Raw genomic sequence first — 23721 nt, 5'->3', positions numbered from 1 at the left:
GTAGCAGCAGACACCCTCACCATCACAAAGAGGTCGATCATGGATACGTCACCCTTCTCTGAGACACAGTTCTATGAAACACCGCTCTATGAGATACAGCCCGGCATTATCTGGGACGCGCGGGTTGCCTGGGATCTGTCCCTGGGTGGCCTCGGCGTTGGCGCTTTCCTGCTCGCCTTCCTGCTCTGGTGCCTGGCGGATCGTCGCTATCGGCCCCTGGCCCAAACAGCCGCGGTGATCGCCCCGGTAGCGGTGGCCATCGGCCTGACCCTGCTGTTTTCGAAACTTGGCTATAAGCTCCACGTCTATCAGATGGGGCTTAATTTCGCCCCGACCTCGATCATGTGGTGGGGCGCTTTGCTGCAGGGCGCCTTCGTGGGCTTGAGCACTATTTTTGCATTTCGTCTGCTGTTCCCTAACGTCTCCCTGCTCGACTGGCTGAGTGCTCGACTGGTGGGCTGGGTCGCGGTTCCTCTCGCAGTGCTCACCGGCCTCTATCACGGTGTGCTGCTGGCAGTGATTTCCTCGCACCCGCTGTGGGCCACGGGCCAGATGGTCATCGCCTCTGTGCTGCTCTTCATGGTCACTGGGAGCGCCGGTGCCCTGCTGGTGCACATGATTCGCATCGCCCTCCTGGGCGCCCGTTCGGAGGAGGGGAGCCTGAAAGACTATTGGGCAGGGTTGCGTCCGTTGGTGCTGGTCATGCTGGTGTCGACAGCTTTGTTGCTGGTCACTCTACTTGCCTGGTGGATAGATCTTCGCTTCGGCCCAACACGCGACCAGGAGGTGATAACCGCCGTGCTGGCAACCTATGGCAGCCTTATCACCCTGGCCGTCACTGCGCTGATCGGAGCCCTGGCCCTGTGCGTCGCCGCCTTGCTGGCGGGTCTACGTGGGCGCTCCTTGCCGGCCTTTGCCACCGCTATCCTCTGCGTACTGATGCTGGGAGGCGGTTTTGCCATCCGTTACGTGGCGGTACTGGGCGGACAGCTGAGCCCGCCGGTCTCGACGCTGACCACTTTATCCTGAGGAGTTTTCCCATGACGGATCAGATCCCGACATCCAAACATGATGAAGCTTGGCAGATTTCTCGCCGAGGCTTTCTTCAGGGCAGCGCCGGTACCGTCGCCGCTGCGGCAGGGGGCCCGGCACTGAGTTTATTCTCGACAGCCAGCGCCCAGGCACAACCCGCGGAAGCCGCTGGAAAATGGATGCCCTCCACCTGCCAGGGCTGCACGAGCTGGTGCCCGGTGCAGATCAAGGTGGTCGACGGCCGCGCCGTTCATATGCGTGGCAATCCGCTGGCCAAGGCCAACCACGGCAAGATCTGTCCACGCCCGCACCTGGCGTTGCAACAAGTCTATGACCCCGATCGAGTCCGCCAGCCGATGAAGCGCACCAATCCCGAAAAGGGGCGCGGTAAGGATCCAGGCTTCGTGCCGATTTCCTGGGACGAGGCGATGGACATGCTCGCCGACAAGATCATGGAGCTGCGCGATGCCGGGGAGCCCGAGAAGTTTGCGCTCTTCCGCGGCCGCTATACCTACCTGCGCGATATCCTCTACTCCGCCGTGCCGAAGATCATCGGCAGCCCGAATAATATCAGTCACTCGGCCATCTGCGCCGAGGCCGAGAAGTTCGGCCCCTACTATGTGGAGGGCCAGTGGGACTATCGGGACTATGACCTAGAACACACCCGTTATGTGCTCTGCTGGGGCGCCGACCCGGTGAGTTCCAACCGGCAGGTGCCCCACGCCATCAATTTCTGGGGCAACATGAGCGACAATGCCACCGTGGCCGTTGTCGACCCACGGCTGTCCGCCACTGCCGCGAAAGCCGATGAATGGTTGCCGGTGATCCCTGGCGAGGATAGCGCGCTGGCGGTGGCCATGGCTCACGTCATCCTCGCTGAAGGCGTCTGGAACAAGGCCTTCGTCGGAGATTTCACCGATGGTGAAAACCGCTTTGTGGTGGGACAGACCGTCGACGAGAGCCAGACTACGGTGCCGGTATTCAACGAGATCCATACCCATGGTGTGGTTCAGTGGTGGAATATTGAGCTCAAGGATCGCACCCCGGAGTGGGCGGCAGAGCGCACCGGCATTCCCGCAGAACAGATTCGGCGTGTGGCGCTGGGGTTCGCCGCTGCCGGTTCGCGGGCCATCAGTTGGCTGTCTCCCGGTGCCTCCATGCAGGCCCGTGGTGGCTATTCATCCATGGCCACCCATGCCCTCAACGGCCTGGTGGGTTCCATTGATGCCAAAGGAGGCGTGGTCGCCAAGGTCAAGGATCCTACTGGCGATATACCCGACCTGACGGCCTATCAGGACGAGCTGGCTGCAAGCCATAGCAAGTACGACAAGATCGATCAGCGCGGCACGCTGGCCTTCCCATCACTCAACGGCGGCAAGAGCGGAGGCGGTGTGGTAACCAATGCCGCCGCCGACGGTATGCTCGCCAAGAGTCCCAACGAGATTAAGGTGGCCATTGCCTACTGGTCGAATTTCGGCTTCTCCACCTCCGGCTCCTATCGCTGGGAGCAGGCGTTGTCGGAGCTTCCCTTCTTTGTGCACCTGACCACCAATGCCTCGGAAATGTCGATGTTCGCAGACTTGGTGCTGCCCGCCGCTCACCAGTTGTTCGAGAAGTGGGGATTCATCAAGAACAAGCAGAATCTGCACAGCTATGTCTCGCTGAATCAGCGGGTGCTTGAGCCGCTTTGGGACGTAAAGCAGGACGAGACGGAAGTGCCCTTCATGCTGGCGGAAAAGCTGGCCGAGCGGGGCTTCGATAACCTCTATCGTTACTACACCGAAGCCTTCGCTGATCCGGAAACCGGCGCGGCGCCGACCAATGGCGAGGAATTCACCGAATCCGCCCTGAAGATGCTGACGCGCGGCTGCTGGGACAGCACCCACCCGGATTATGGCCGGTATGGCGACCGTCTCGAGGGCTGGGAAGATTTCAAGGCGAAGGGCGTCTGGAATTCCCATCGCTATGAATATGGTCAGCGTATCGACAACTTTGCCACCCAGACAGGCAAGGTCGAGTTCTACAGCGAAACACTCAAGGCCGCTCTGCAGGGGCATGCCGACCGTCATGCCACCACGGTAGACAAGGTACTTGAGGCAACCAACTATGTCGGTCGCGGAGAGCTTGCCTTCGTTCCCCACTTCGAACCCGCTCTTCGCCATGGTGACGAGGCTGAATACCCCTTCATCTTTTTTGAACACCGTTCTCGCTTGAACCGCGAAGGGCGCTCGGCCAACTGTACCTGGTACCAGGCGCACAAGAACGTCGACCCAGGTGACGAGAACTGGAGTGACGTACTCAAAATGAACCCGGTCGATGCAGACGCCCTTGGGCTGCACGACGGCGATAGGGTCAAAGTCACCTCGACGACGGGTTCCATCACCGTTCAGTTGAAGCGCTGGGAAGGGCTCAGGCCGGGCACGGTGGCGAAATGCTATGGCCAGGGCCACTGGGCCTATGGCCGGGTCGCCGCCGCCAACTTCTCCGAGCATGTGCCGCTCGGCGGCAATAACAACGAAATTCTGTACCCTGAGTTCGAGCGCCTCAGCGGCTCGACCGCCCGCCACGGTGGCCAATCACGCGTCAAGGTCGAGCGGGTCTAAACCCTGGCAATGGAGGCTAGTATATGAGTGACAAGCGTTATGCCATGGTGATCGACCTGCATCGCTGCGTTGGCTGTGCGGCTTGCGACATCGCCTGCAAGAGTGAGAACAACGTGCCGGTGGAGTTCCATTGGTCGAATCACATCATCGAGACCACAGGTACCTTCCCGGATACCCGTTACAACTATATCCCGACCCTCTGTAACCACTGTGAAAATGCGCCTTGTGTCACTAACTGCCCGACCACGGCGATGCACAAGAGTGAGGATGGGCTGACCCTGCATGACACCGACAAGTGTATCGGCTGCCGCCTGTGTCAACTGTCCTGTCCCTATGGTGTCATCTGGTTCAACAAGGAAGATCCCCACCAGAACTTTATGCGCGACAGCGAGCCGGCCATACCGGGGGGAACCTCGACCGGCCAAGAGGTCGCCCAGGCGGCTGATGCACCGATTCCTTACTACAACCCCGCAAGGGCCACGACTTATCAGGGTATTCGTGATCGCGGCATGGTCGAAAAGTGCACCTTCTGTGACCACCGTCTTGCAGTGGGTGAGGATCCCGCCTGTGTGGTCGCCTGCCCCGCAGATGCCCGCATCTTTGGTGACCTGAACGACCTGGAAAGCCCGCCCAGCAAGGCGCTGGCCAAGTACACCCCACGGGTGCTCCAGCGGGATCAGGGAACCAAGCCTCACGTCTTCTATATCCGCAACTTTAATAAATGATGTCGACATCCTTGCAGCTGAAGGCCGGGCTAAACCGGATCGCCCCGGCGTCAGGAGTCTGCGTTATGATGGGTAGCTTATTTAGACGAAACAAATATTCGGCGCTAGTAACGCTTCCAGAACAGGCGAATTATGCGATTTAACCCTATTGAAGCCCTCAGGCATCAGCTTGATGCGCTTCGCCATACCGATAAAACAGGGTTTATCCGCCTAACTACTCCCTGTCAGGTGGATAACCTGATGGGGTGGCTAAACGTGCAAAGCGTGTACCCTCGCCTCTACTGGCATGCGCGTGATGCGGGCGCGGTTGAGCATGCAGCGCTGGGGGCTGTTAACGCCTTTGATTCACTAGCGGCACTGGATACCGACATTGCTGCGCTGGCAGGTGTCGGCGGCCAGCAGCCCGACTATTTTGGCGGTATGGCTTTTGACCCTGGTGCGCCGGGTTGGGAACACTTTCCCGCCTGTCACTTTTTGCTACCGCGCATCGAGCTTAAACGTGATCAAGATGGCGCGACGCTGTCACTGAATCTACGTTTCGATAACCGCAGTCCTACTGCCGAAATCGCCCAAGCCCGTGCCTGTTTAGACGCCTTGGTAGAAGCGCAGCCATTGCCTCGCCTACAGGCCCTCGTTTACCAGCGTAAAGACCGCCCTAGTCAACAGGATTGGACGGCGTGGGTGGGGAAAGTAACGAACCCCGACCACCTTGTGCATACCCCCAAGGTGGTGCTTTCCCGTGAAACGCGTCTTGAAACACCGCAAACCCCGAACCCCTGGGCGCTGCTGTCGCACTGGCAGGCAGGGGCCGCCGACTGTTTTCATTTTGGTGTTCAGTTTACTTCCCATGAAGCATTTATTGGCTGCCCGCCGGAGCAGCTCTATAAGCGTGAAGGTCGCCACTTAATCACCGAGGCCCTGGCGGGCACCGCGCGCCGTGGGCGTGACGCCCAGCAAGACCAAACGCTTGCCGCTGAGCTGCTGGCAGATAAGAAAAACACGCTGGAAAACCAGTGCGTCTATCAGCAACTGCTGACCCAGCTTGAGCCGCTTGCTTGCCAAATCGATATGGGCGAGGCGCATACGGTTAAGCTACGCTCGGTGCATCATATACGGCGTTTGATTCATGCTGAACTGCATTGCAACGTCACCGACCAGCAACTGCTTTCAGTGCTGCCGCCTACCCCGGCGGTGGGCGGTGTTCCTCGCGAGTCGGCGTTGGCGTTTATTCGTCAGCATGAGCCTCATCAACGCGGCTGGTATGCGGGTGTTTTCGGGCGAATTAGCCATGCCAGTAGCGATCTCGCCGTGACCATTCGCTGCGCCCATATCGGCCCACAAGCGATTCGGCTTTATGCCGGTGCAGGCATTGTGGCAGGCTCCCAGCCGGATGAGGAGTGGCGTGAACTGGATACCAAAATCGCTGATATTATGTCGCTGCTAGGGATGGGATAACGTACATGGCAACACCTTTATCGAGCGGTTTTGCGCAAGCGCACGCCACCTTTAATCATGTTTGGGCGGCGCTGATGCTGGAGGAGCTCTACCGCTTAGGCGTGCGCGACGTGGTGCTGGCGCCGGGTTCGCGTTCGTCGCCTCTAACCATGGTCGCCAGCGAGCATGCCGATTTACGCTGCCACTGCCATTTTGATGAGCGCGGGCTGGGGTTTATGGCGCTGGGCATTGCCCGGGGCAGTCAGCGGCCAGTGGTGATAATTACCACCTCGGGCACCGCCGTGGCGAACCTCTATCCTGCGGTGGTGGAAGCCAAGCTGCTTGGCGTGCCGCTGATTGTGCTCTCTGCCGACCGCCCCATTGAGCTGCTGGATAACGGCAGCAACCAGGCAATCGACCAGCGGGATATATTCTCCCGTCACACGATTGTTCACCACGATCTGCCGCCTCCCGCTGCTGAGATAAAAGCAGCGTTTCTACTTAGCACGATTGATCAAGCGATTGAGCAGCAGCAACGCACCCCTGGGCCCATGCATATTAACTGCCGTTACCGTGAGCCTCTTTACCCCGGCGCCAGCTTAGTGGACGCCAGCGACTATCTCGCCCCTCTAGGGCGCTGGCTGATGGCTTCAAAACCGTGGAGTGATTGGTCATGGGGGGATGTGAAGACCAGTACTGTCATTCCAGCGCTCAACAACGAGTGGGAAGCGTTTGCCCAGCAGCGCGGCCTGATTGTTGTCGGCAGCGTTGATGACCCGCAGCAGGCGCAGCAAGTGGTTGCGCTATCGAGGCAGTTGGGCTGGCCATTGTTGGCGGATGTGCAGAGCCAGGTGCGTTTTGATCCCCTCAATCTGATTCATTTTGATTTAGCGCTGCATGACGAATGCTTTAGCGCGGAACTGGCTAAGGCAGAAGTGCTTCTGCAGTTTGGCGGTCGGTTAATCTCCAAGCGATTAACCCAGTTTATTGCCCAGCAGCCCTGGCAGGATGTCTGGCTGGTTGATCCGCTGCCCCAACGGCTGGATCCCGACTACTGCGTTAAGCGCCGTTTGATAGGCTCGCCTGCTGACTTTATCGCTGCTTTTCCAGCGCACTCTGAGCAATCGCCTTGGCATCAATTGGATAGCCTTCAGCGCCGCACTAGCCATCTAATGGAAGAGCGCTGTACGGCATTCTCAGAGCTGGGTGTTTGCCACCAGCTGGCGCAGTTGGCCGAAGGGCAGCTGTTTATCGGCAACAGCCTGCCCGCACGGCTGATGAATATGCTAGGTACGCATCGCCAAACGCCTTTGCAGGTATTCGCCAATCGCGGTGCCTCCGGTATCGATGGCCTGATCGCCACGGCCTATGGCCTTAGCTGCACATGCTCGCAACCCACGACGATTGTGCTGGGCGATACCAGCGCGCTGCATGATCTCAACAGCCTGGCGCTGTTAAAGCAGGCGACCCAGCCGCTGGTGGTGATTATTCTCAATAATGATGGCGGCAGTATTTTTCATATGCTGCCGGTGCCCAAAGAGGGCGAACTGCTAGAGCGCTACTACCGTCAGCCTCACGGCTTGAACTTCGAGCATGCGGCGAAGATGTTTGGGCTTGGCTATTTAGCACCCAAATCACTGGAGACCTTCGTGGCGGCTTATACCCAGGCGTTAACGGCGGGCGTTACACTGATCGAGGTTAACGTACCCCATCAACAGGTCGCCGATGATCTTAAGGCGCTTGGTGCAGCGATTCGAGGGGAGCCGCGTGAGCCGTGAACCTCTGCAGCAGGCGCCAACGCTAGTGCTGCTTCACGGCCTGCTGGGTAACTGCCAAGACTGGGGAGAGGTCATCGCTGGCTTGGAAGGCATCAATTGCCTAGCGCTGGACTTGCCAGGCCACGGCCAAAATCACCAGGTACAAGTAGGCTCTTTTGAAGCGTTTCACCACTGGCTTAGCGACACACTGATAGCTCGCGATATTCGCCGTTACTGCCTGCTGGGCTACTCCCTGGGCGGGCGTTTGGCGCTGTACCATGCCAGTCGTCAACCGCCAGGGCTGGAAGCGCTCAGGCTGGAAAGCGCCCACCCAGGGCTGCCTGTCAGTGAGCGCTCTGCCCGTATTGCCCATGATGAACGCTGGGCGCTACGTTTCGAGCAGGAAACGTTGGAAGACGTACTTACCGACTGGTATCAGCAGCCGGTGTTTGCTGATCTCTCCAAGGCTCAGCGCAGTCAGCAGATTAATCGTCGATTAGATAATCACGGGCCAGCCGTCGCCAATATGCTGCGGTCAACGTCCTTGGGGCATCAACCCTCGCTATGGAATTGGCTGGAAAATACCTCGCTACCGGTCAGCTATTTTTCAGGCCAGCGAGACGCCAAGTTCCACACCCTGGCTACCCACCTAGCAACAATGGCCCCGAACCTTTGTCATATCACGCTGGAAGGGGGCCATAATCTCCATGTAGAGCAACCAGAGGCGTTCTCACAGCATCTTAACGCTTGGTTTGGCACTGATAGCTGACGGTTCAATCAGCTGATCACCATTAGCCAAGGCAGGCCGATCACTAGCCACACCACCAGGAATAGCAGTCCGAAGATCGCCCCTAGCCGCCAAAACAGTGCGCTGGGTAGGTAGCCACTGCCGTAGTAAACCGGGCTTGGCCCAGTGCCATAGGGAGTGAGGATACCCATAAAGCCGAGGGTGGGGAGTAGCAGTAGAATAAACATCTGCATATCCAGTCCGGCAATGCCCGATGCTGCCGCCAGAATCACCGGCAGCAGAGCGGTCACGTGGGCCGTCACGCTGGCGAAGAAGTAGTGCAGTAGATAGAAGATGACCACCAGCGCCACCATGGCCATCAACGGGTCGAAGTGGCTGATCTGCCCGCCCACCACATTGCCAAACCATGTCACAAATCCGACAAGGCTCAGCCCACCTGCCAGCGCGACTAGGGTGGCAAACCACACAAAGGTGTTCCAGGCGGCCCGGTTATCAAGAATATCGTTCCAGGTCACCATACCCGTTAGCAGCATGCCGCAGATGACGATTAACCCCACCAGTGAGGCAGAGATAATGTCACTCGCAAAAATCCACAGCAGCAGAGCCGAAACGACCATGATGACGAGCACTATTTCATTGCGAGTCAGAGCGCCCAGCTTGGTTAATTCCTGCCCAGCCCAGTCGGAAATTTCGTGGCCCGCCTTCACTTCTGGCGCGCATAGCCAATAGCTTAATAGTGGCACCAGCAGCAGGAGCAGAATGCCCACCGGCGCTACCGCCATAAACCACTGCCCCCAGTTGATCTCTATGCCGGTTGCACTTTCGGTTAGTGCGATGGCTAATAAGTTAGGGGCCAGCGCGGTTAAAAATAGCGAACTGGTCACGCAGGTAGAGGCAAGCGCCGTCCACATCAAAAAGCTGCCCATACGCTTCATGCTGGGGTCGTTAGGCAGTGAATCGTAAAGCGGCGGCAGGTTGCGAATCACCGGGTAGATCGTGCCCCCGCTGCGGGCGGTGTTGGAGGGGGTAAAGGGCGCCAAAATGCCATCGGCAATCATCACTGCGTAGCCTAGGGTCAAGGTGCGCTTGCCCATGGTTTTGACCAGCCAGAGGGATATTCGCTTGCCCAAACCGGTTTTTTCATACCCCAGGGCAAACATAAAGGCGCCAAAAATTAGCCAGACGGTGGCGTTGGTAAAGCCCGACACCGCCCATGAAAAGGCTTGGCTGGCGGGGTTAAATCCGTCAGCCGCTAGCTGTTCCGGGGAAAACAGCACCCAGGGGGAGAGCAGCGCCACTAGCGTCACGCCGATCAAACCCACCACCGCACCTGGTAATGGTTCAAGGATTAAGCCCACTACGACGCCCAGAAAAATAGCGAAGAAGTACCAGGCATGGGGCGCAAGCCCAGAGGGCGTGGGTAAAAGTGCAATGATAATAGCGACGGCTAATGGAGCTAGCAGTTTCCATCGCGATGAGGGTTGAGCATTAGTCGTCATGCAGCACCTCTCTTGAGCCTGTTAGGGCTATGTTTATTGCTTGGCAGATAGCTTTCTGCCCGGCAATGAGTGGCTTGAAGAGTAGGTGGTGTGGGGCGAGTTAAATAGCAATATTCACTCGATTTCCAACTTGCTTGACGTGTGTCAATAGTTCTTTCGACTAATGAGAAGCGCCTGCCAAGGGCGTGGTAAGTTCGAATAATGAAAGGGCACCGAAGAGTGTCGCTACCACCACCTTTGACTTGGCTAACGGAAGGAAGCGTCATGCAGCAGCGAGATTTCGATATCGTGATTGTCGGTGGGGGTGGCGCAGGCTTACGCGCTGCCATTGGTGCTGCAGAGCACGCCAAAGAGCACAACACCCCGCAACGCATTGCGCTGCTGTCCAAGGTGTACCCGATGCGCTCGCATACCGTGGCGGCGGAAGGTGGGGCGGCTGCCGTGACTAGTGCCGAGGATTCCCATCAGGCGCATTTTGACGACACGGTGTCAGGCGGTGACTGGCTGGTTGAGCAGGGCGTCGTCGATTACTTTGTTCATCATGCCTATCAAGAGCTGGTGCAGATGGAGCGCTGGGGCTGCCCCTGGAGCCGTAAGGACGATGGTCAGGTACAGGTGCGCCGCTTTGGCGGCATGAAAACTGCCCGCACCTGGTTTGCTGCGGACAAAACCGGCTTCCATATGCTTCACACGCTGTTTCAAACCTCGCTGAAATACCCCGAAATCGAGCGCTTTGATGAGTTCTTCGTGCTCGATCTTGCCGTTCATGAAGGTGCTGTGATTGGCGTGATCGCCCTGCAGATAGCCACCGGTGAACTGACCCTGCTGCGCGCTAAAGCGGTGATTCTCGCTACCGGCGGCGCCGGGCGCCTGTTCCGCTTCAATACTAACGCGGGAATTGTCACCGGCGACGGCATGGCGATGGCCTACCGTCACGGCGTAGCGCTGCGGGATATGGAGTTTGTTCAGTATCATCCCACTGGCCTACCCGGCTCCGGCATTTTGATTACCGAAGCGTGTCGGGGCGAAGGCGGCATTCTGCTTAATAAAGACGGCTACCGCTATCTTCAGGATTACGGCCTTGGCCCGGAAACGCCGCTGGGCAAGCCGGAAAACAAGTACATGGAGCTGGGCCCGCGGGACAAACTCTCCCAGGCCTTCTGGCAAGAGCAGCAGGCGGGCCGCACCGGCAAGTTTGGCGACAGCGACGTGGTCTATCTTGACCTGCGCCACCTGGGTGAAAAGACTATTCTTGAGCGCCTGCCTTTTATCTGCGAGTTGGCCAAAGCCTATATCAACGTCGACCCGGTGAAAGAACCCATCCCCATTCGCCCGGCGGTGCACTACACCATGGGCGGCATTGAAACCAACCCACAGTGTGAAACCTCCATCGCTGGGCTCTACGCCGCCGGGGAGTGCGCTTCGGTGGGGCTGCACGGTGCCAACCGCCTGGGCTCAAACTCGCTGACCGAGCTATTGGTGTTTGGCCGCCTGGCCGGTGAGCAGGCAAGCAAGCGTGCGGCGCAAACCGAGTGGGCCGATGAGCGCCTGCTGGAAGCCCAGGGCGACCGCCAACAAGCTAAGCTGTTGCGGCTATGCGACGGCACAGGTAGTGGGGAAAATTGGGTAGAGCTCAAGCATGCCATGGTACAAGCCATGGAGAGTGGCTGCGGGATTTACCGCAGCGAAGAGGGCATGCGCCACTCGCTGGATACCATGCGCCAGCTTCGTGCACGCTTTAACCAGGTTCGCGTTAACGATACCAGCAAGATATTCAACACCGAGCTGCTGGAGTGTTTGGAGCTGGAGTGTGGCCTGGATATTGCCGAAGCCTCCTGTTTAGGGGCGCTTGAACGCCGTGAATCCCGCGGTGCTCACCAGCGCCTGGATGAAGGCATGCAGAAGCGCGATGACGTTAACTACCTCAAGCACAGCCAGGTTTTTTACCAGGGCGATGGCCATGCCGAGCTGTGCTGGCAGGACGTTGATGTGCAATTCTCCGCCCCGGCAGAGCGGGCCTATGGCGATGCGGGCAAGGGGAGTAAGGCATGAGCACCGATCAGATCACTACCAAGCACATCAGCGTCAAACGCTACCTGCCGGACAGCTCGGCTGAACCCTACTGGCAGGCGTACGACTTGCCTGTGGATGACAGCACCTCACTGCTGGATGCCCTCAACCATATTAAGGAAGAGCTCGATAGTACTCTGAGCTACCGCTGGTCATGCCGGATGGCGATTTGTGGCTCCTGCGGAGTCATGGTCAACGGCATTCCCAAGCTCGGCTGTAAAACCTTCCTACGCGATTACCAGGGCGATATTCGTATTGAGCCGCTGGCGCACTTCCCGGTGCAGCGGGATCTGGTGGTGGATATGGAGATATTCCTTGAGCATTTGGCCGCGGTTAAGCCCTACTTAATTGACGACAACCCGGTAAAAGCTTACGACCCGCAGGCGCCGGAGACCTATCAACAGTCGCCGGAGCAGCTTGCCCGATACAAACAGTTCGCCAACTGCATTAACTGCGGCCTTTGCTACTCCGCCTGCCCGCAGTTTGGGCTTAATCAAGAGTTCCTCGGCCCGGCAGCGCTTACGCTTGCCCACCGTTACAACCTAGATAGCCGCGATCACGGCAAAAAACAGCGCATGGCCGAGCTGAACCGCCACGACGGCGTATGGAGCTGCACCTTTGTGGGCTTCTGCTCGAAGGTATGCCCCAAACACGTTGACCCAGCGGCAGCGGTCAATCAGGGCAAGGTCGAAGCGGCTAAACACACGCTTATTGCGCTGTTTAAAGGGTAGGAGAATGAATATGGATAAATCATCATCGCAACGCCTGCCACCGCTGAAACGCAACTGGTGGCTTAAACACCGCTTTTTTAAGCTTTATATGCTGCGCGAAGCCACGGTGCTGCCGCTGGTGTTTTTCACGCTGTGTTTACTCGCCGGTATGGTGGCGCTTCTGCAAGGGGCGGAGAGTTGGCAGGGATGGATTGCCTTTATGGGTTCGCCAATTGTGCTGCTGCTAAATCTTCTAGCATTGGCCGCCAGCCTGTTCCACGCCGCTACTTTCTTTGTGTTATTCCCACGGGTGATGCCGATTCGTATCGCCGGGCATAGCCTGCCTGATCAGGTCATTGTTGCTGGGCAGTGGGCAGGCGTGGTGGCGGTTGCGCTGCTATTTTTCTGGTCATTGGGGAGGGTGTAGGCATGAGCATTAGTAAACATGGTACACAGCATAAACAAGCCTTTGATGAACCGCTCTGGTGGGGGCTGTTTAGTGCAGGCGGTGTCTGTTTTGCCGTCTTGCTGCCCGCCGTGATTCTGTTTGTCGCCGTTTTACTGCCCCTGGGCCTGCTGCCCGCCGAAGCACTGAGCTATGAGCGAGCATCATCACTGCTATTTAGCGTGCCGGGCTTTCTGTTTATTGGCGCGGTGGTTTGCCTGCCGCTGTTCCACGCCGCCCACCGCTTACGACATGGGATGTTTGATATCAGTGTGGGCAATGACGCCACCAATAAAAAGCTGATGTATGGCGGTGCCGCTCTGCTAAGCATTTTAGCGTTAGGCTTGGTCGTGGCAGGCATGCTGGGTTAAACGGCGCGTGGTAATCACTATCCCTGACAGATAAAAAAAGAGATTGTCATGATTAACGGACTCACTGAAACAGACCTCTATGCGCCGGTAGAGTGGCAGGATCGCTCAGATGGCTACCAGGATATTTTGTATCACACCACTGCCGATGGCATTGCGCGGATTACCATCAACCGCCCCGAGGTACGCAACGCCTTTCGCCCGCTAACCGTGAGCGAAATGGCCCAAGCGCTTAATCGCGCCCGCCACGACAGTGCCATTGGGGCGATTATTCTCACTGGTGCAGGCGATAAAGCGTTCTGTTCCGGCGGTGATCAGCGCATCCGTGGTGACTATGGCGGTTACCAGGATGAAGAGGGCACCCATCACCTCAACGTACTGGATTTCCAGCGCGATATTCGTACCTGCCCCAAACCGGTGATCGCTATGGTGGCGGGCTACGCCATCGGCGGTGGGCATGTGTTGCATATGATGTGCGACCTGACCATCGCCGCCGAGAACGCAGTTTTCGGCCAAACCGGCCCCAAAGTCGGCTCCTTCGATGGCGGCTACGGCGCTTCCTATATGGCGCGCATTGTGGGCCAGAAAAAGGCTCGGGAGATCTGGTTTCTATGCCGCCAGTACAGCGCTGCGCAGGCGCTGGAAATGGGGCTGGTCAACCATGTAGTACTGCTCGACGAACTGGAAAAAGAGAGCGTGCGCTGGTGCCGAGAGATGTTGCAGCACAGCCCGATGGCGCTACGCTGCCTGAAAGCTGCGCTCAATGCCGACTGTGATGGCCAGGCCGGGCTTCAAGAGCTGGCGGGCAACGCCACCATGCTCTACTACATGACCGAAGAGGGGCAGGAGGGGCGCAACGCCTTTAACGAAAAGCGCCGCCCGGATTTTTCCCGCTACCCGCGTAATCCATAATGCAGCTGGCGCTCTACCGCTACTCCCTACCGTTCCGCCAGCCGCTGATCTTTAAAGGCAATCGGCTAGTAAACAGGGAAGGGCTGTTGGTGTGCATCAACGGGCAATGGGGCGAGATAGCCTCGCTGCCCGGTTTCTCAACCGAAACCCTTGCTGATGCGGAAGCTGAAAGCCTGGCCTGCCTGGCAACTATGCAGCGTGGCGAGAAAGCAACGCCAACGTTGCCGTCGGTGCAGTTTGGGTTCGACTGCGCCCAGCGCCAATGGCCTGCCAACCTTCCCGCGCCTTTGCCGCCCTATCCACTGCTTCAGGGCGTGCCCAGGGAATTGATGCTCGGGCTTGATAATATCGTGGCGAGTTGGGGGGCATTGCCGCCGTTTAGGCTTAAGCTAAAAGTGGCACGCTACGCCATGGCAGAGGAGCTGGCGCTGATTAACCAGTTCGCCATTCGGCTACCCACGACGAAGCTGATTCTGGATGCCAACGGCGGTTGGACACGGGAAGAAGCCCAGCGTTTCTGCATGCGACTCCCCCTTAAACAGATCGACTACCTGGAAGAGCCCTGCGCTGCCTTTGCCGATACTATCGCCGTGGCGGAGGCAACGGGGGTATCCATCGCCCTGGATGAGACGCTATCGCGCCAGGAAGAGTGGGTCTGTCACCCACAGATCAAAGCCTTGGTGATCAAACCCACGCTGATTGGCTCCCTCAATGCTTGCGAAGCACTCGTTCAGCGGGCAAGTGACTGCAACCTGCGGGTAGTGATCTCTTCCAGCTTTGAGTCTGACTTGGGCCTTGGGCTGTTGAGTCGGTTGGCCAGCGAGTGGGCGCCTGATGAGCCTCCGGGGCTGGATACAGGGCACTGGTTCACTGAGCGAGTTGCCACTACCGCAGGCGAGGTGATGACAGAAAACTTGCACTGTCTCTCTAAAATGGAAAATTCAGCGTGATAGACACCTGCCCCATCCACTATTGGGCAAAAGAGTCCCCTGAGCATATCGCAATAGAAGCGGGCTCAGTGCGTCTTAGTTACCGGACGCTTAGTCGTCATGTAGCGTCTTTAGCACAGCAACTGGCTCGAAAAGGTTTTGTGCCTGGTGATCGGTTAGTTGTACCCGCCAAAGGCTCGCTTAAATCCTTGCTGCTGATGTGGGCCTGCCTGCGAGCAGGGGTTGTTTTTTGTCCGCTGAATACTGCATTCCCTATTGCCCAGCAGCTCACTCTAGCTAAGCGCTTGCAGGCTGGCCGGGTTTGCCAAACGGAAAGCGACAACGATTACTCCGCACAGCTAACGCCGGTTGCCCTCGATTTTCTGGCGGAAGCTGAAGCAGATGAGGCGCCATCGCTTGATGGTCGCCAGCTGTGCAACACCATTTTTACCTCTGGCTCTAGCGGTACACCCAAAGCAGTGTTGCATCGTGTGGCCAATCATTTGGCCTCGGCGTGCGGTTCGGCGTCATTTATTCCTGTTGATCAGAACAGTGGCTGGCTGCTCTCGCTGCCGCTGTTTCATATCGGTGGCTACGCTATCCCATTTCGCGTTTTTCTCGCCGGTGGGCGGGTGATTCTCGATGAGGAGCCACACACGCTTCCCGCGCGCCTTGAACAGCAGTCAATCACTCACCTTTCACTGGTACCGACCCAGCTTTGGCGGCTGCTGAAAGTGGGCTTTACGCCCCAGCGCACGCAGCTGCGCGAGCTGTTGCTGGGCGGCGCGGCGATTCCCGCACCGCTGGTGGCGAAGATGACATCACTGGGGCTAACGCCGAAGGTTAGCTACGGGCTCTCGGAAATGGCCAGCCAGGTCTGCACAGGTATTCCCACCGCGCCGGGCGTTGTCGGTAGGCCGCTGCCGGGGCGTGAGGTCAGAATAGTTGACGGTGAAATTCAGCTGCGCGGCGAGACCCTGTTCTGCGGTTATTTGAATGACGGCGTGGTTGATCCAGCGCTCAACGATCAGGGCTGGTTTGCCACCCGCGATAAGGGGCACTTCACCAAGGAAGGCGCGCTGGTGGTGGAGGGGCGGCTCGATAACGGTTTTATCTCCGGTGGCGAGAATATTCAGCCGGAAAGTATTGAGCAGCGTTTGGTCGACCACCCTAGCATCGCCCAGGCGTTGGTGGTACCGGTGCCCCACCCCGAGTGGGGGGAGCGCCCGGTGGCGTTTATCGATTGGCACGGCGAGGCCGTATCTGAACCAGCGCTAAGTGCCTGGGTACGCGAAGCACTGCCCGGCTTTATGGTGCCCGACGCCTGCCTGGCCTGGCCGCCAGGGGTGGGTTTTAAACCCTCCCGCAAACAGTTCGCTGAGCTGGCGCGGGAGCAGACTAATCATTAGTTGGGCGGCGTTAGTGGTGGCAAGTAGCGCTCCAGCAGTTGGGCAGCATGCAGTACTTTTAGATCTTGGTATTTGCCTGCCACAAGGTGCAAGCCTACCGGCAAGCCCCTGTTATCCAGCCCGCAAGGCAGCGATGCGGCGGGCTGTTGGGTAAGGTTGAAGGGGTAGCTAAACGGCGTCCAGTCCATCCAATCGCGGTAGGTTCCACCCGGCGGCACGTTGTGGCCCGCGGCAAAGGGCGCAATGGGCATCGTAGGCGTGACCAGCAAATCATAGCGCTTATGAAACGCCGCCATCTGTGCCGTTAATTCGCTGCGCTCGCGCCGGGCGGCGAGGTAGGCGGAAAGCGATACATCCTGCCCTCGTCTGGCAATATCCAGAAATCCTGGGTCGAGCGCTGCCTGCTGCTGTTCGTTGAGTTTTTCGATCGCTTGGGTGGCGCCCGCAAACCAGAGGGTATTAAACGTTTTAATTGGATCGCTAAAGCCAGGATCCACGCGTTCTACGGTCGCGCCCAGTGCTTCTAAATGGGCAACGGCCTCCTCAACCTGCTGGGCAATATCCGGGGCTACCTCTACATAGCCAAGGTCAGCACTAAAGGCGATGCGCCAGCCACGCAGATCCGCAGGGGGCGGAGTAAGCCAGTCTGGCCCGAGTGGATTGCCGGAATAGCCATCCCGCACATCCGGCTGCGCCATCACGCCAAGCATAAGCGCGCTGTCGGCGGCGGTGCGGGTCATCGGCCCCAGGTGGGAGAGTGTACTCATGGCGCTAGCGGGCCATTGGGGCACCCAGCCAAAGGTGGGCTTAATGCCAAAGGTGCCGGTGAAACTGCATGGAATGCGGATTGAACCGCCCGCGTCGCTGCCCTGGTGAAGCAAACCCAAATTGAGCGCTGCGGCTGCGGCTGCACCACCGGATGAGCCCCCTGGGGTAAGTTCAGTGTTCCAAGGGTTGCGAGTAATGCCGTGCAGCGGGTTATCGGTGACGCCTTTCCAGCCAAACTCCGGTGAAGTGGTTTTGCCAATCACGATGGCCCCGGCGTTGCGCAGGTGGCGGCTGATCGGGGCGTCTACCTCCCAAGGGCCATCTGCCGAGGTGGTGGTTGACCCTAGGCGCGTAGGCAAACCTTTGGTTAAGGTGAGGTCTTTAATGGTAATGGGTATGCCATCCAGCGGGCCGCAGGGCGTGCCTGCCTGCCAGCGTCTAGCCGAGTCTGCGGCCAGGCGCCGAGCCTCTACATCATTTACGCAGGTAAATGCATTGACCTTGGGGTTATCGCGCTCAATCCGCGCCAAGCAGTCCTCGACCAGTGCCTCCGGCGAGAGCGACCCCTCGCCGAAACGAGCCAATGCGCCGACGGCCGTTAGTGTTTCAAAGGAGTCGGCCATGATTATTCACCATCCTCAACACCGGCTGCTTCAAGCATGGCGTGTAGTAGCACGTTACAGCCAGCGTGAACGTGCTCCGGTGTGGCGCTCTCAATTTCGTTGTGGCTGATGCCATCCTTGCAGGGAATAAAGATCATCGCGGCGGGAGCCACGCGGCCGACAAACATCGCATCGTGGCCAGCGCCGCTGATGATATCCATATGCGAGAGATTGAGTTTCTCCGCACCTTGGCGAACCGCATCAACACACGCTTTATTGAAGTGTTCAGGTGCAAAATCTGCGGTGGGAGTTAGCTCGTACTCTAAACCGTGACGTTGGCAGATTTCCTCAACGGCGGCGGCCACGGCCTGGCCCATTGCGATAAGGGCTTCAGGTTCCCAGTGGCGCATATCCAGGGTCATTTTGACTTGGCCAGGGATCACGTTGCGCGAACCAGGGTGTAGGGTCAGACAGCCCACTGTGCCGCGCCCATGGGGCTGATGATCAAAGGCAATCCTGTTGAGTGCTTGGGTGACTTCTGCCGCGCCCATCAGGGCATCGCGGCGTAGATTCATCGGGGTAGGGCCCGCATGGGCTTCCAGCCCGGTCAGGGTTAAATCGAACCACTTCTGGCCCAAACCACCGATGACCACGCCAATAGTCGTGTCGGTGTCTTCCAGAATAGGGCCTTGCTCGATATGGGGTTCAAAGAAGGCTTTTATCTCGCTAGGCGAGACCGTATCGCTGCCGCGGTAGTGAATGGCATCCAGGGCATCGCTGACCGTGACGCCATCGGCGTCGGTGCGCGCTAGCATGGCGTCAAATTCCAACACACCACTAAATACCCCGGAACCCATCATGCAAGGAGGGAAGCGGCAGCCCTCTTCATTGGTCCAGGCGACGACTTCGATGGGGGATTGCGTCGTAATGTTGTGCTGGTTAAGGGTGCGAATGACTTCCAGGCCGGAGAGCACGCCGAAACAGCCGTCATACTTGCCGCCGGTTGGCTGACTGTCCAAGTGGCTGCCCGCCATGACCGTTTTGGCGTTGGGGTCGCTGCCTTCCCGGCGGGCAAAGATATTGCCGATATTATCAATTCGAATCGTGCAGCCCTCGGCGCGACACCACTGAATAAACAAGTCGCGGCCCTGGCGTTCTAAATCGGTAAGCGCTTGACGGTTGACCCCGCCTTTGGGAGTGGCGCCCAGTTTGGCCATCTCCATCAGCGACTCCCATAGGCGGTCGCTGTCGGTTCTTAGGTCGGTGATATCATTGGTTGGTGTAACGTAGGTGTTCATTTCACTCTCCTCGCAAGATTAGACGGACGCATTTTCCGTCGGTAAGTCGTGTAGCTTGGAACGGTGATTCTGAAGGTTGGGAGATTCGTTGCTGATCAGCATCTGTTCAGCCATTTCCGCTTCCAGCGCGGCCATATGATGCTCGGCATCGGCCATATGCTCGGCCATTACCTGACGCACCCGTTGGGCATCTTCAGCGCGGTAAGCCTCTATCAACTGTCGGTGATAGTCCTGATTGGCGTGATCGAATTGCTTACGCTCGGGCACGTATGCTTTTTTGATCACTACCAAATCACGCAGCATGTCGTTTAAAAACTGGCACATAAACGCGAGTAACGGGTTAGGGCAGGCACGGGCCAGCAGTTGGTGAAACTCCAGCTCTAAAAAGCGCTGGTGGCGATGATCCTCCTCGCCCCCGCAGCACGCACAGGCCGATATATTGGCTTCCAACTGCTGGAAGTCGTGCTCGGTGAGCCTTCCCACCACCGACGCCGCAAGCTCTACTTCCAATAGCTTGCGTAACTGATATACCTGCTTGCCATTTAGTTGCTGGAAATGCAGAAAGTTGCGCAGCATGCGGCTGGCGGGCTCCATGCCTGGCTGGTTGATCACCGCGCCACCTTTAGGCCCGGTTTTTAAAGTGATAAGCCCCTCAACCTCAAGGATCTTGAGCGCTTCGCGCACGGTGGCCTTGGCGCTACCGTAAAGCTCCATCAGCGCTTTTTCGTTTGGTAGCCGGTCGCCTTCCCCTAATGACTCGGCGGCAATCCAGCGCTTGATATCGTCGCTGATCAGCTCGGCGAGTTTGGGTCTACGCCTTGAGGCTGAACCAGTGGTTGAAACTGTTTTTGTAACAGGGGCTTGCGTCATCAACACACTCCTTATCTGTGGTTAGCGCTGCTGGTAACGTCTTGGGTATAGGCGGGCAAACGTTCAGGGTGGTACTCAGCATCGTAGTCGTAGCGTGCCTGGGTAAATCTTTCCACTACTGCTGTATCGCGACGGTGCAGCGTATGGCTTAGGCCAACAAACAGCACGGCATTCAGCAATAGCCCCCAAATACCTGCATGGTAACCAAAGGGGGCGCTTAACGGGCCAAAGGTCATTAATAGCACGCAGGCAACGCCAGCCCATAACCCGGCGAGCGCAGCGGTGGGGTGGGCCTTTTTCCAGGTGATGGCACCGATGGTGGGAATCACCAGCTGTGCGGTGCCCGCCAATGCAGCAATACCAATGGTAACCAGTACGCCGGGTACGGTAAGCGCCATGATATAAGCCGCCAGAGAGAAACCCACCAGCGATAAACGACCGATATAAACAATACGTGCCTGGCTAGCTTCACGGTTCACATAGCGTTTGTAGATATCCATCGTGACCACGGTGGAAACCGCGTGAATCTGCGAGTTAGCCGTGGACATCGCGGCCGAAGCGCCTGCCGCCATAATCAACGAGGCAAGCAGGTAGGGGGCATACTCCATCAACATGATGGGCAGGATTTGATCGGCATTTTCTACATTGGGCTCAAGTAGCACGCCGGAGTAGCCAGACAGCACCGATCCCACATAAGCAAAGGCGGCCAAGCCCAGCAAAAAAGGCATTAAGTTAAACAGCTTGCCGTGTTTGACCGAGTACATGCGCAGCCAGATTTGCGGGCCCATAAAGGCACCAATAGCGGTAATAGCAAACAGCGAGAACCACATGGGGTAGCCCATCGTGCCGTTAGGTCCTGGCATGGTGAGATGGTCAGGAGAGGTTTGCTGAAGCTGGCTAAATAGCGCTGCAGGCCCCCCTACTTGGGTGGAAATGTAGTAGCCCGCGTACAGCATGCCAAAGAATAGCAGGGCGCCGTAAATAACGTCGGTCCAGGCGATGGCGCGGATGCCGCCAATCCAAACGTAGATAATAATGATGAAGTAGAACAGCAGTGCGGCGAGCCAGAAAGGAATCAAACCACCGGAGGCGACTTCGATTAAATAGGCGCCGCCAGTGAGCTGAATCTGCAAATAAGGTACGGTAAATATCAGCGTAATAGCGGCAACGGTAATGCGCAGCGCCTCGCTATTATAGAAGTCGCCAATTAAATCCGAAGGCGTTAAATAATTGAATCTCTTGCCTAAAAACCAAACCCGCTTGCCGATCCAGTAATACATAAAGCCAAACAGCAGGTTCCAGGCTAGCGCGGTAAGAAATACCGGCCCATTGGTATAAAAGGTCGCGTTAGAACCGAGGAACGCAAAGGCACTCCACCAGGTTGCCGCCACGGTGAAAAACACCGCGATACTGCCCATGGCGCGCCCCTGAACGAAAAAGTCTTCGCTGGTTTCTTGCGATTGACGCGCCGATAAAACCCCCACCATCAAGGGGATAATCATAAAGGCCGCAATAATTAATAAACTACCGGTCATGGTTAATCCCCTTTCTATGGCTGTTTATTGGTGTGAACAGTTGTCGGTACGGGGCTGCCCCAGTTGGTGAAGTAGGCCACCAAAAACAGCGCCGTTAACGCAAACCACCAGAACAAGTTCCAAACCAACAGAAAGGGGATACCCATCACCATGGGCTCTATACGGTTAGCTAACATAATGAGGGGGCTTTCCAGCATAAAAAAACTGAAAAGCATGCCGCCATAAATCGATAGCTTGAGTGGGGTTAAATATTTCATAGCGAGTTAGCCCTTTATTTACGTTGAACTGTTTGTGTTGAATTTGTGAGCAGTATTTCCAGCGTGCGGTGACGAATCACATCGCTTGTTGAAGCAACGTAATCGGTGCCGAGTACTGTTTGGGCGTGTTCCACTGATTTGTTGTATTTATTCGTATAAATATAATGATTAGGTGCTTTTTTAACCGACGTCAAGGTTAAGAGATCTTCAACGCGGCTCTATTACGTATAGATTCTCTAACGTGAACAAAAGAAGAGGGTAATTTTATAAACGTGTTCAGTGGCGCATGCTGAGGCCATGCCACATACGATGGAGCTGGACACCATGTTTGGAATAAAAAGCAAAACGAAGTCTCAAACTTCGCACTCTTCTCAGGAAGATACGCCTTCAAAAACGGCACTTAATCAGCACTACTGGATGCCGTTTAGTGCTAATCGCGATTTTCATGCTAACCCGAGGGTGATCGCCGGGGCGGAAGGGCGCTACTACATTGATGACCAGGGGCGGAAGCTGTTTGATTCGCTGTCAGGCCTGTGGACATGCGGCGCGGGCCACAATCGCGAAGAGATCCAAAAGGCTGTGTCGGCGCAGCTCGGCACCCTCGACTTTGCTCCCGGCTTCCAGCTTGCCCATCCGCTGGCGTTCAAACTGGCGGAGAAGGTCGCTAGCCTGACGCCTGCCGGGCTTGATCATGTGTTCTTCACCAACTCGGGTTCAGAAGCCGCCGATACCTCGGTCAAGATGGCCAAGGCCTACTGGCGGCTAAAAGGTAAGCCCGAGAAAACCCGTATGATCGGCCGTGCCAAGGGCTATCACGGGGTGAATATCGGCGGCACCAGCCTGGGCGGTATCGGCGGCAACCGTAAACACTACGGCCAGTTGATGGATGTGACGCACCTGCCGCACACGCTTCAGTCGGGCCATGCCTTCACCCGTGGCCAAGCCGAAACCGGCGCCGAGCTTGCTGATGCGCTGCTCGATCAGATCGCGCTCCACGATGCCTCCACCATTGCCGCGGTGATTGTTGAGCCGATGTCCGGCTCGGCGGGCGTCATTGTGCCGCCGAAAGGCTATCTGGATCGCCTGCGCGAGATCTGCACCGCCCACGATATTCTGCTGATTTTTGATGAAGTCATCACCGCCTTTGGTCGCAGTGGCGCGACCACCGGCGCCGAGGCCTTTGGGGTGACGCCGGATATCATGAACGTGGCCAAGCAGATCACCAACGGCGCAATACCCATGGGCGCGGTGATCGCTTCCAGCGAAATTTTCGACACCTTTATGCACGCCGGTGGCCCCCAGCACGCCGTAGAATTCCCTCATGGCTACACCTACAGCGCCCACCCGGTGGCTTGTGCGGCAGGGCTGGCGGCGCTTGAGATGATGGAGCGTGAAAACTTCCCTGCCCAGGTAAGCGCCATTGCGCCCACTTTTGAACAAAAGTTGCATGCCCTGCAAGGCCGCAACCATATTGTTGATATTCGCAACTACGGCCTGGCTGGCGCTATTCAGCTAACGCCCCGGGACGGCGATCCCATTATCCGCCCCCGCGATGCGCATATGGCGCTATGGGAAGCGGGCTTTTATGTGCGCTATGGCGGCGACACCCTGCAGTTTGGCCCTCCCTTTGGCTCCACCGAGGCTGAGTTAGAGCGGCTGTTTGATGCGGTGGCGACCACCTTGGATTCTTTGGCCTAAGAGCTGCGGGCATAGACTTCGTTGGCGAAAGCGACTGAACTAAATTTTAGAG

Annotated in this window: 20 protein-coding genes; 14 read left to right on the top strand and 6 right to left on the bottom strand. The window is 57.5% G+C overall.

What is annotated here, in order from left to right:
• Nucleotides 1-39 precede the first annotated feature (39 nt).
• The 6 genes from nrfD to menH all read left to right on the top strand — a co-directional run bounded on the left by nrfD (nucleotide 40) and on the right by menH (nucleotide 8320).
• Entirely contained in the window at nucleotides 40-1029 is a 990-nt protein-coding gene (gene nrfD / locus J7J49_RS11440) for an NrfD/PsrC family molybdoenzyme membrane anchor subunit (RefSeq protein WP_215092654.1), read from the top strand.
• A gap of 11 nt (nucleotides 1030-1040) precedes the next feature.
• Nucleotides 1041-3635: a molybdopterin-dependent oxidoreductase gene (locus J7J49_RS11435; protein WP_215092652.1), complete on the top strand. Its 2595-nt coding sequence runs from the start codon at nucleotides 1041-1043 to the stop codon at nucleotides 3633-3635.
• Between the two features lie 23 nt (nucleotides 3636-3658).
• A complete protein-coding gene (locus J7J49_RS11430) occupies nucleotides 3659-4360 on the top strand; it encodes a 4Fe-4S dicluster domain-containing protein (protein WP_215092650.1) in 702 nt (233 codons plus the stop codon).
• A 132-nt stretch (nucleotides 4361-4492) separates the two neighbouring features.
• Nucleotides 4493-5815, top strand: a complete 1323-nt coding sequence (locus J7J49_RS11425; protein WP_251048264.1) for an isochorismate synthase — start codon at nucleotides 4493-4495, stop codon at nucleotides 5813-5815.
• A 5-nt stretch (nucleotides 5816-5820) separates the two neighbouring features.
• Nucleotides 5821-7572, top strand: coding sequence for a 2-succinyl-5-enolpyruvyl-6-hydroxy-3-cyclohexene-1-carboxylic-acid synthase (menD, locus tag J7J49_RS11420; protein WP_215092648.1), 1752 nt, complete (start codon nucleotides 5821-5823; stop codon nucleotides 7570-7572).
• Nucleotides 7562-8320, top strand: coding sequence for a 2-succinyl-6-hydroxy-2,4-cyclohexadiene-1-carboxylate synthase (menH, locus tag J7J49_RS11415; protein WP_215092646.1), 759 nt, complete (start codon nucleotides 7562-7564; stop codon nucleotides 8318-8320). The genes menD and menH overlap by 11 nt, the downstream gene beginning before the upstream one ends.
• An 8-nt stretch (nucleotides 8321-8328) precedes the next feature.
• Here the strand turns inward: menH and J7J49_RS11410 are convergent, their stop codons facing one another.
• Nucleotides 8329-9798, bottom strand: a complete 1470-nt coding sequence (locus J7J49_RS11410; protein ID WP_215092645.1) for an anion permease — start codon at nucleotides 9796-9798, stop codon at nucleotides 8329-8331.
• 264 nt (nucleotides 9799-10062) lie between these two features.
• On the opposite strand from J7J49_RS11410, the gene frdA reads away from it, so the two are divergent.
• From frdA to J7J49_RS11375, 7 genes are read left to right on the top strand one after another with little or no spacing between them, the layout of a single operon-like run.
• Nucleotides 10063-11850 carry a fumarate reductase (quinol) flavoprotein subunit gene (gene frdA / locus J7J49_RS11405; protein ID WP_215092642.1) on the top strand — a complete coding sequence of 596 codons (1788 nt, stop codon included), beginning with the start codon at nucleotides 10063-10065 and terminating at the stop codon, nucleotides 11848-11850.
• Entirely contained in the window at nucleotides 11847-12599 is a 753-nt protein-coding gene (locus J7J49_RS11400) for a succinate dehydrogenase/fumarate reductase iron-sulfur subunit (RefSeq protein ID WP_215092640.1), read from the top strand. The genes frdA and J7J49_RS11400 overlap by 4 nt, the downstream gene beginning before the upstream one ends.
• A gap of 10 nt (nucleotides 12600-12609) precedes the next feature.
• Nucleotides 12610-13005 (top strand): succinate dehydrogenase/fumarate reductase transmembrane subunit, encoded by a 396-nt coding sequence (locus J7J49_RS11395; RefSeq protein ID WP_215092638.1) that lies wholly within the window; start codon nucleotides 12610-12612, stop codon nucleotides 13003-13005.
• A gap of 2 nt (nucleotides 13006-13007) precedes the next feature.
• The gene (gene frdD, locus J7J49_RS11390) at nucleotides 13008-13394 is read left to right on the top strand and encodes a fumarate reductase subunit FrdD (protein WP_215092636.1); all 387 of its coding nucleotides are present in this window, start codon (nucleotides 13008-13010) and stop codon (nucleotides 13392-13394) included.
• A 48-nt stretch (nucleotides 13395-13442) separates the two neighbouring features.
• Complete coding sequence (menB, locus tag J7J49_RS11385) at nucleotides 13443-14303, top strand: 1,4-dihydroxy-2-naphthoyl-CoA synthase (protein WP_215092634.1); 861 nt, start codon at nucleotides 13443-13445, stop codon at nucleotides 14301-14303.
• The gene (menC, locus tag J7J49_RS11380; protein WP_215092632.1) at nucleotides 14303-15253 is read left to right on the top strand and encodes an o-succinylbenzoate synthase; all 951 of its coding nucleotides are present in this window, start codon (nucleotides 14303-14305) and stop codon (nucleotides 15251-15253) included. Before menB ends, menC begins: the two co-directional genes overlap by 1 nt.
• Nucleotides 15250-16641, top strand: coding sequence for an AMP-binding protein (locus tag J7J49_RS11375; protein ID WP_215092630.1), 1392 nt, complete (start codon nucleotides 15250-15252; stop codon nucleotides 16639-16641). The genes menC and J7J49_RS11375 overlap by 4 nt, the downstream gene beginning before the upstream one ends.
• Here J7J49_RS11375 and J7J49_RS11370 read toward each other — a convergent pair.
• The 5 genes from J7J49_RS11370 to J7J49_RS11350 are packed head-to-tail and all read right to left on the bottom strand — an operon-like array spanning nucleotide 16638 to nucleotide 21971.
• Entirely contained in the window at nucleotides 16638-18032 is a 1395-nt protein-coding gene (locus tag J7J49_RS11370; RefSeq protein ID WP_215092628.1) for an amidase, read from the bottom strand. The genes J7J49_RS11375 and J7J49_RS11370 overlap by 4 nt on opposite strands.
• A 2-nt stretch (nucleotides 18033-18034) precedes the next feature.
• The gene (locus J7J49_RS11365; protein WP_215092626.1) at nucleotides 18035-19309 is read right to left on the bottom strand and encodes a Zn-dependent hydrolase; all 1275 of its coding nucleotides are present in this window, start codon (nucleotides 19307-19309) and stop codon (nucleotides 18035-18037) included.
• A gap of 18 nt (nucleotides 19310-19327) precedes the next feature.
• A complete protein-coding gene (locus J7J49_RS11360) occupies nucleotides 19328-20179 on the bottom strand; it encodes a FadR/GntR family transcriptional regulator (protein WP_064235350.1) in 852 nt (283 codons plus the stop codon).
• 11 nt (nucleotides 20180-20190) lie between these two features.
• Complete coding sequence (locus J7J49_RS11355; RefSeq protein WP_215092624.1) at nucleotides 20191-21714, bottom strand: sodium:solute symporter family protein; 1524 nt, start codon at nucleotides 21712-21714, stop codon at nucleotides 20191-20193.
• Between the two features lie 14 nt (nucleotides 21715-21728).
• The gene (locus tag J7J49_RS11350) at nucleotides 21729-21971 is read right to left on the bottom strand and encodes a hypothetical protein (protein WP_215092622.1); all 243 of its coding nucleotides are present in this window, start codon (nucleotides 21969-21971) and stop codon (nucleotides 21729-21731) included.
• A 324-nt stretch (nucleotides 21972-22295) separates the two neighbouring features.
• Here J7J49_RS11350 and aptA point away from each other — a divergent pair, with 324 nt between their 5' ends.
• Entirely contained in the window at nucleotides 22296-23669 is a 1374-nt protein-coding gene (aptA, locus tag J7J49_RS11345; RefSeq protein WP_215092620.1) for an omega-aminotransferase AptA, read from the top strand.
• The last annotated feature ends 52 nt before the right edge of the window (nucleotides 23670-23721 follow it).

The sequence above is a fragment of the Halomonas sp. ISL-56 genome, from assembly GCF_018612805.1.
Taxonomy (GTDB): Bacteria; Pseudomonadota; Gammaproteobacteria; order Pseudomonadales; family Halomonadaceae; genus Vreelandella.
The sequence above is the reverse complement of the archived record's forward strand: the minus strand, read 5'-3'. Positions and strand labels throughout refer to the sequence as shown.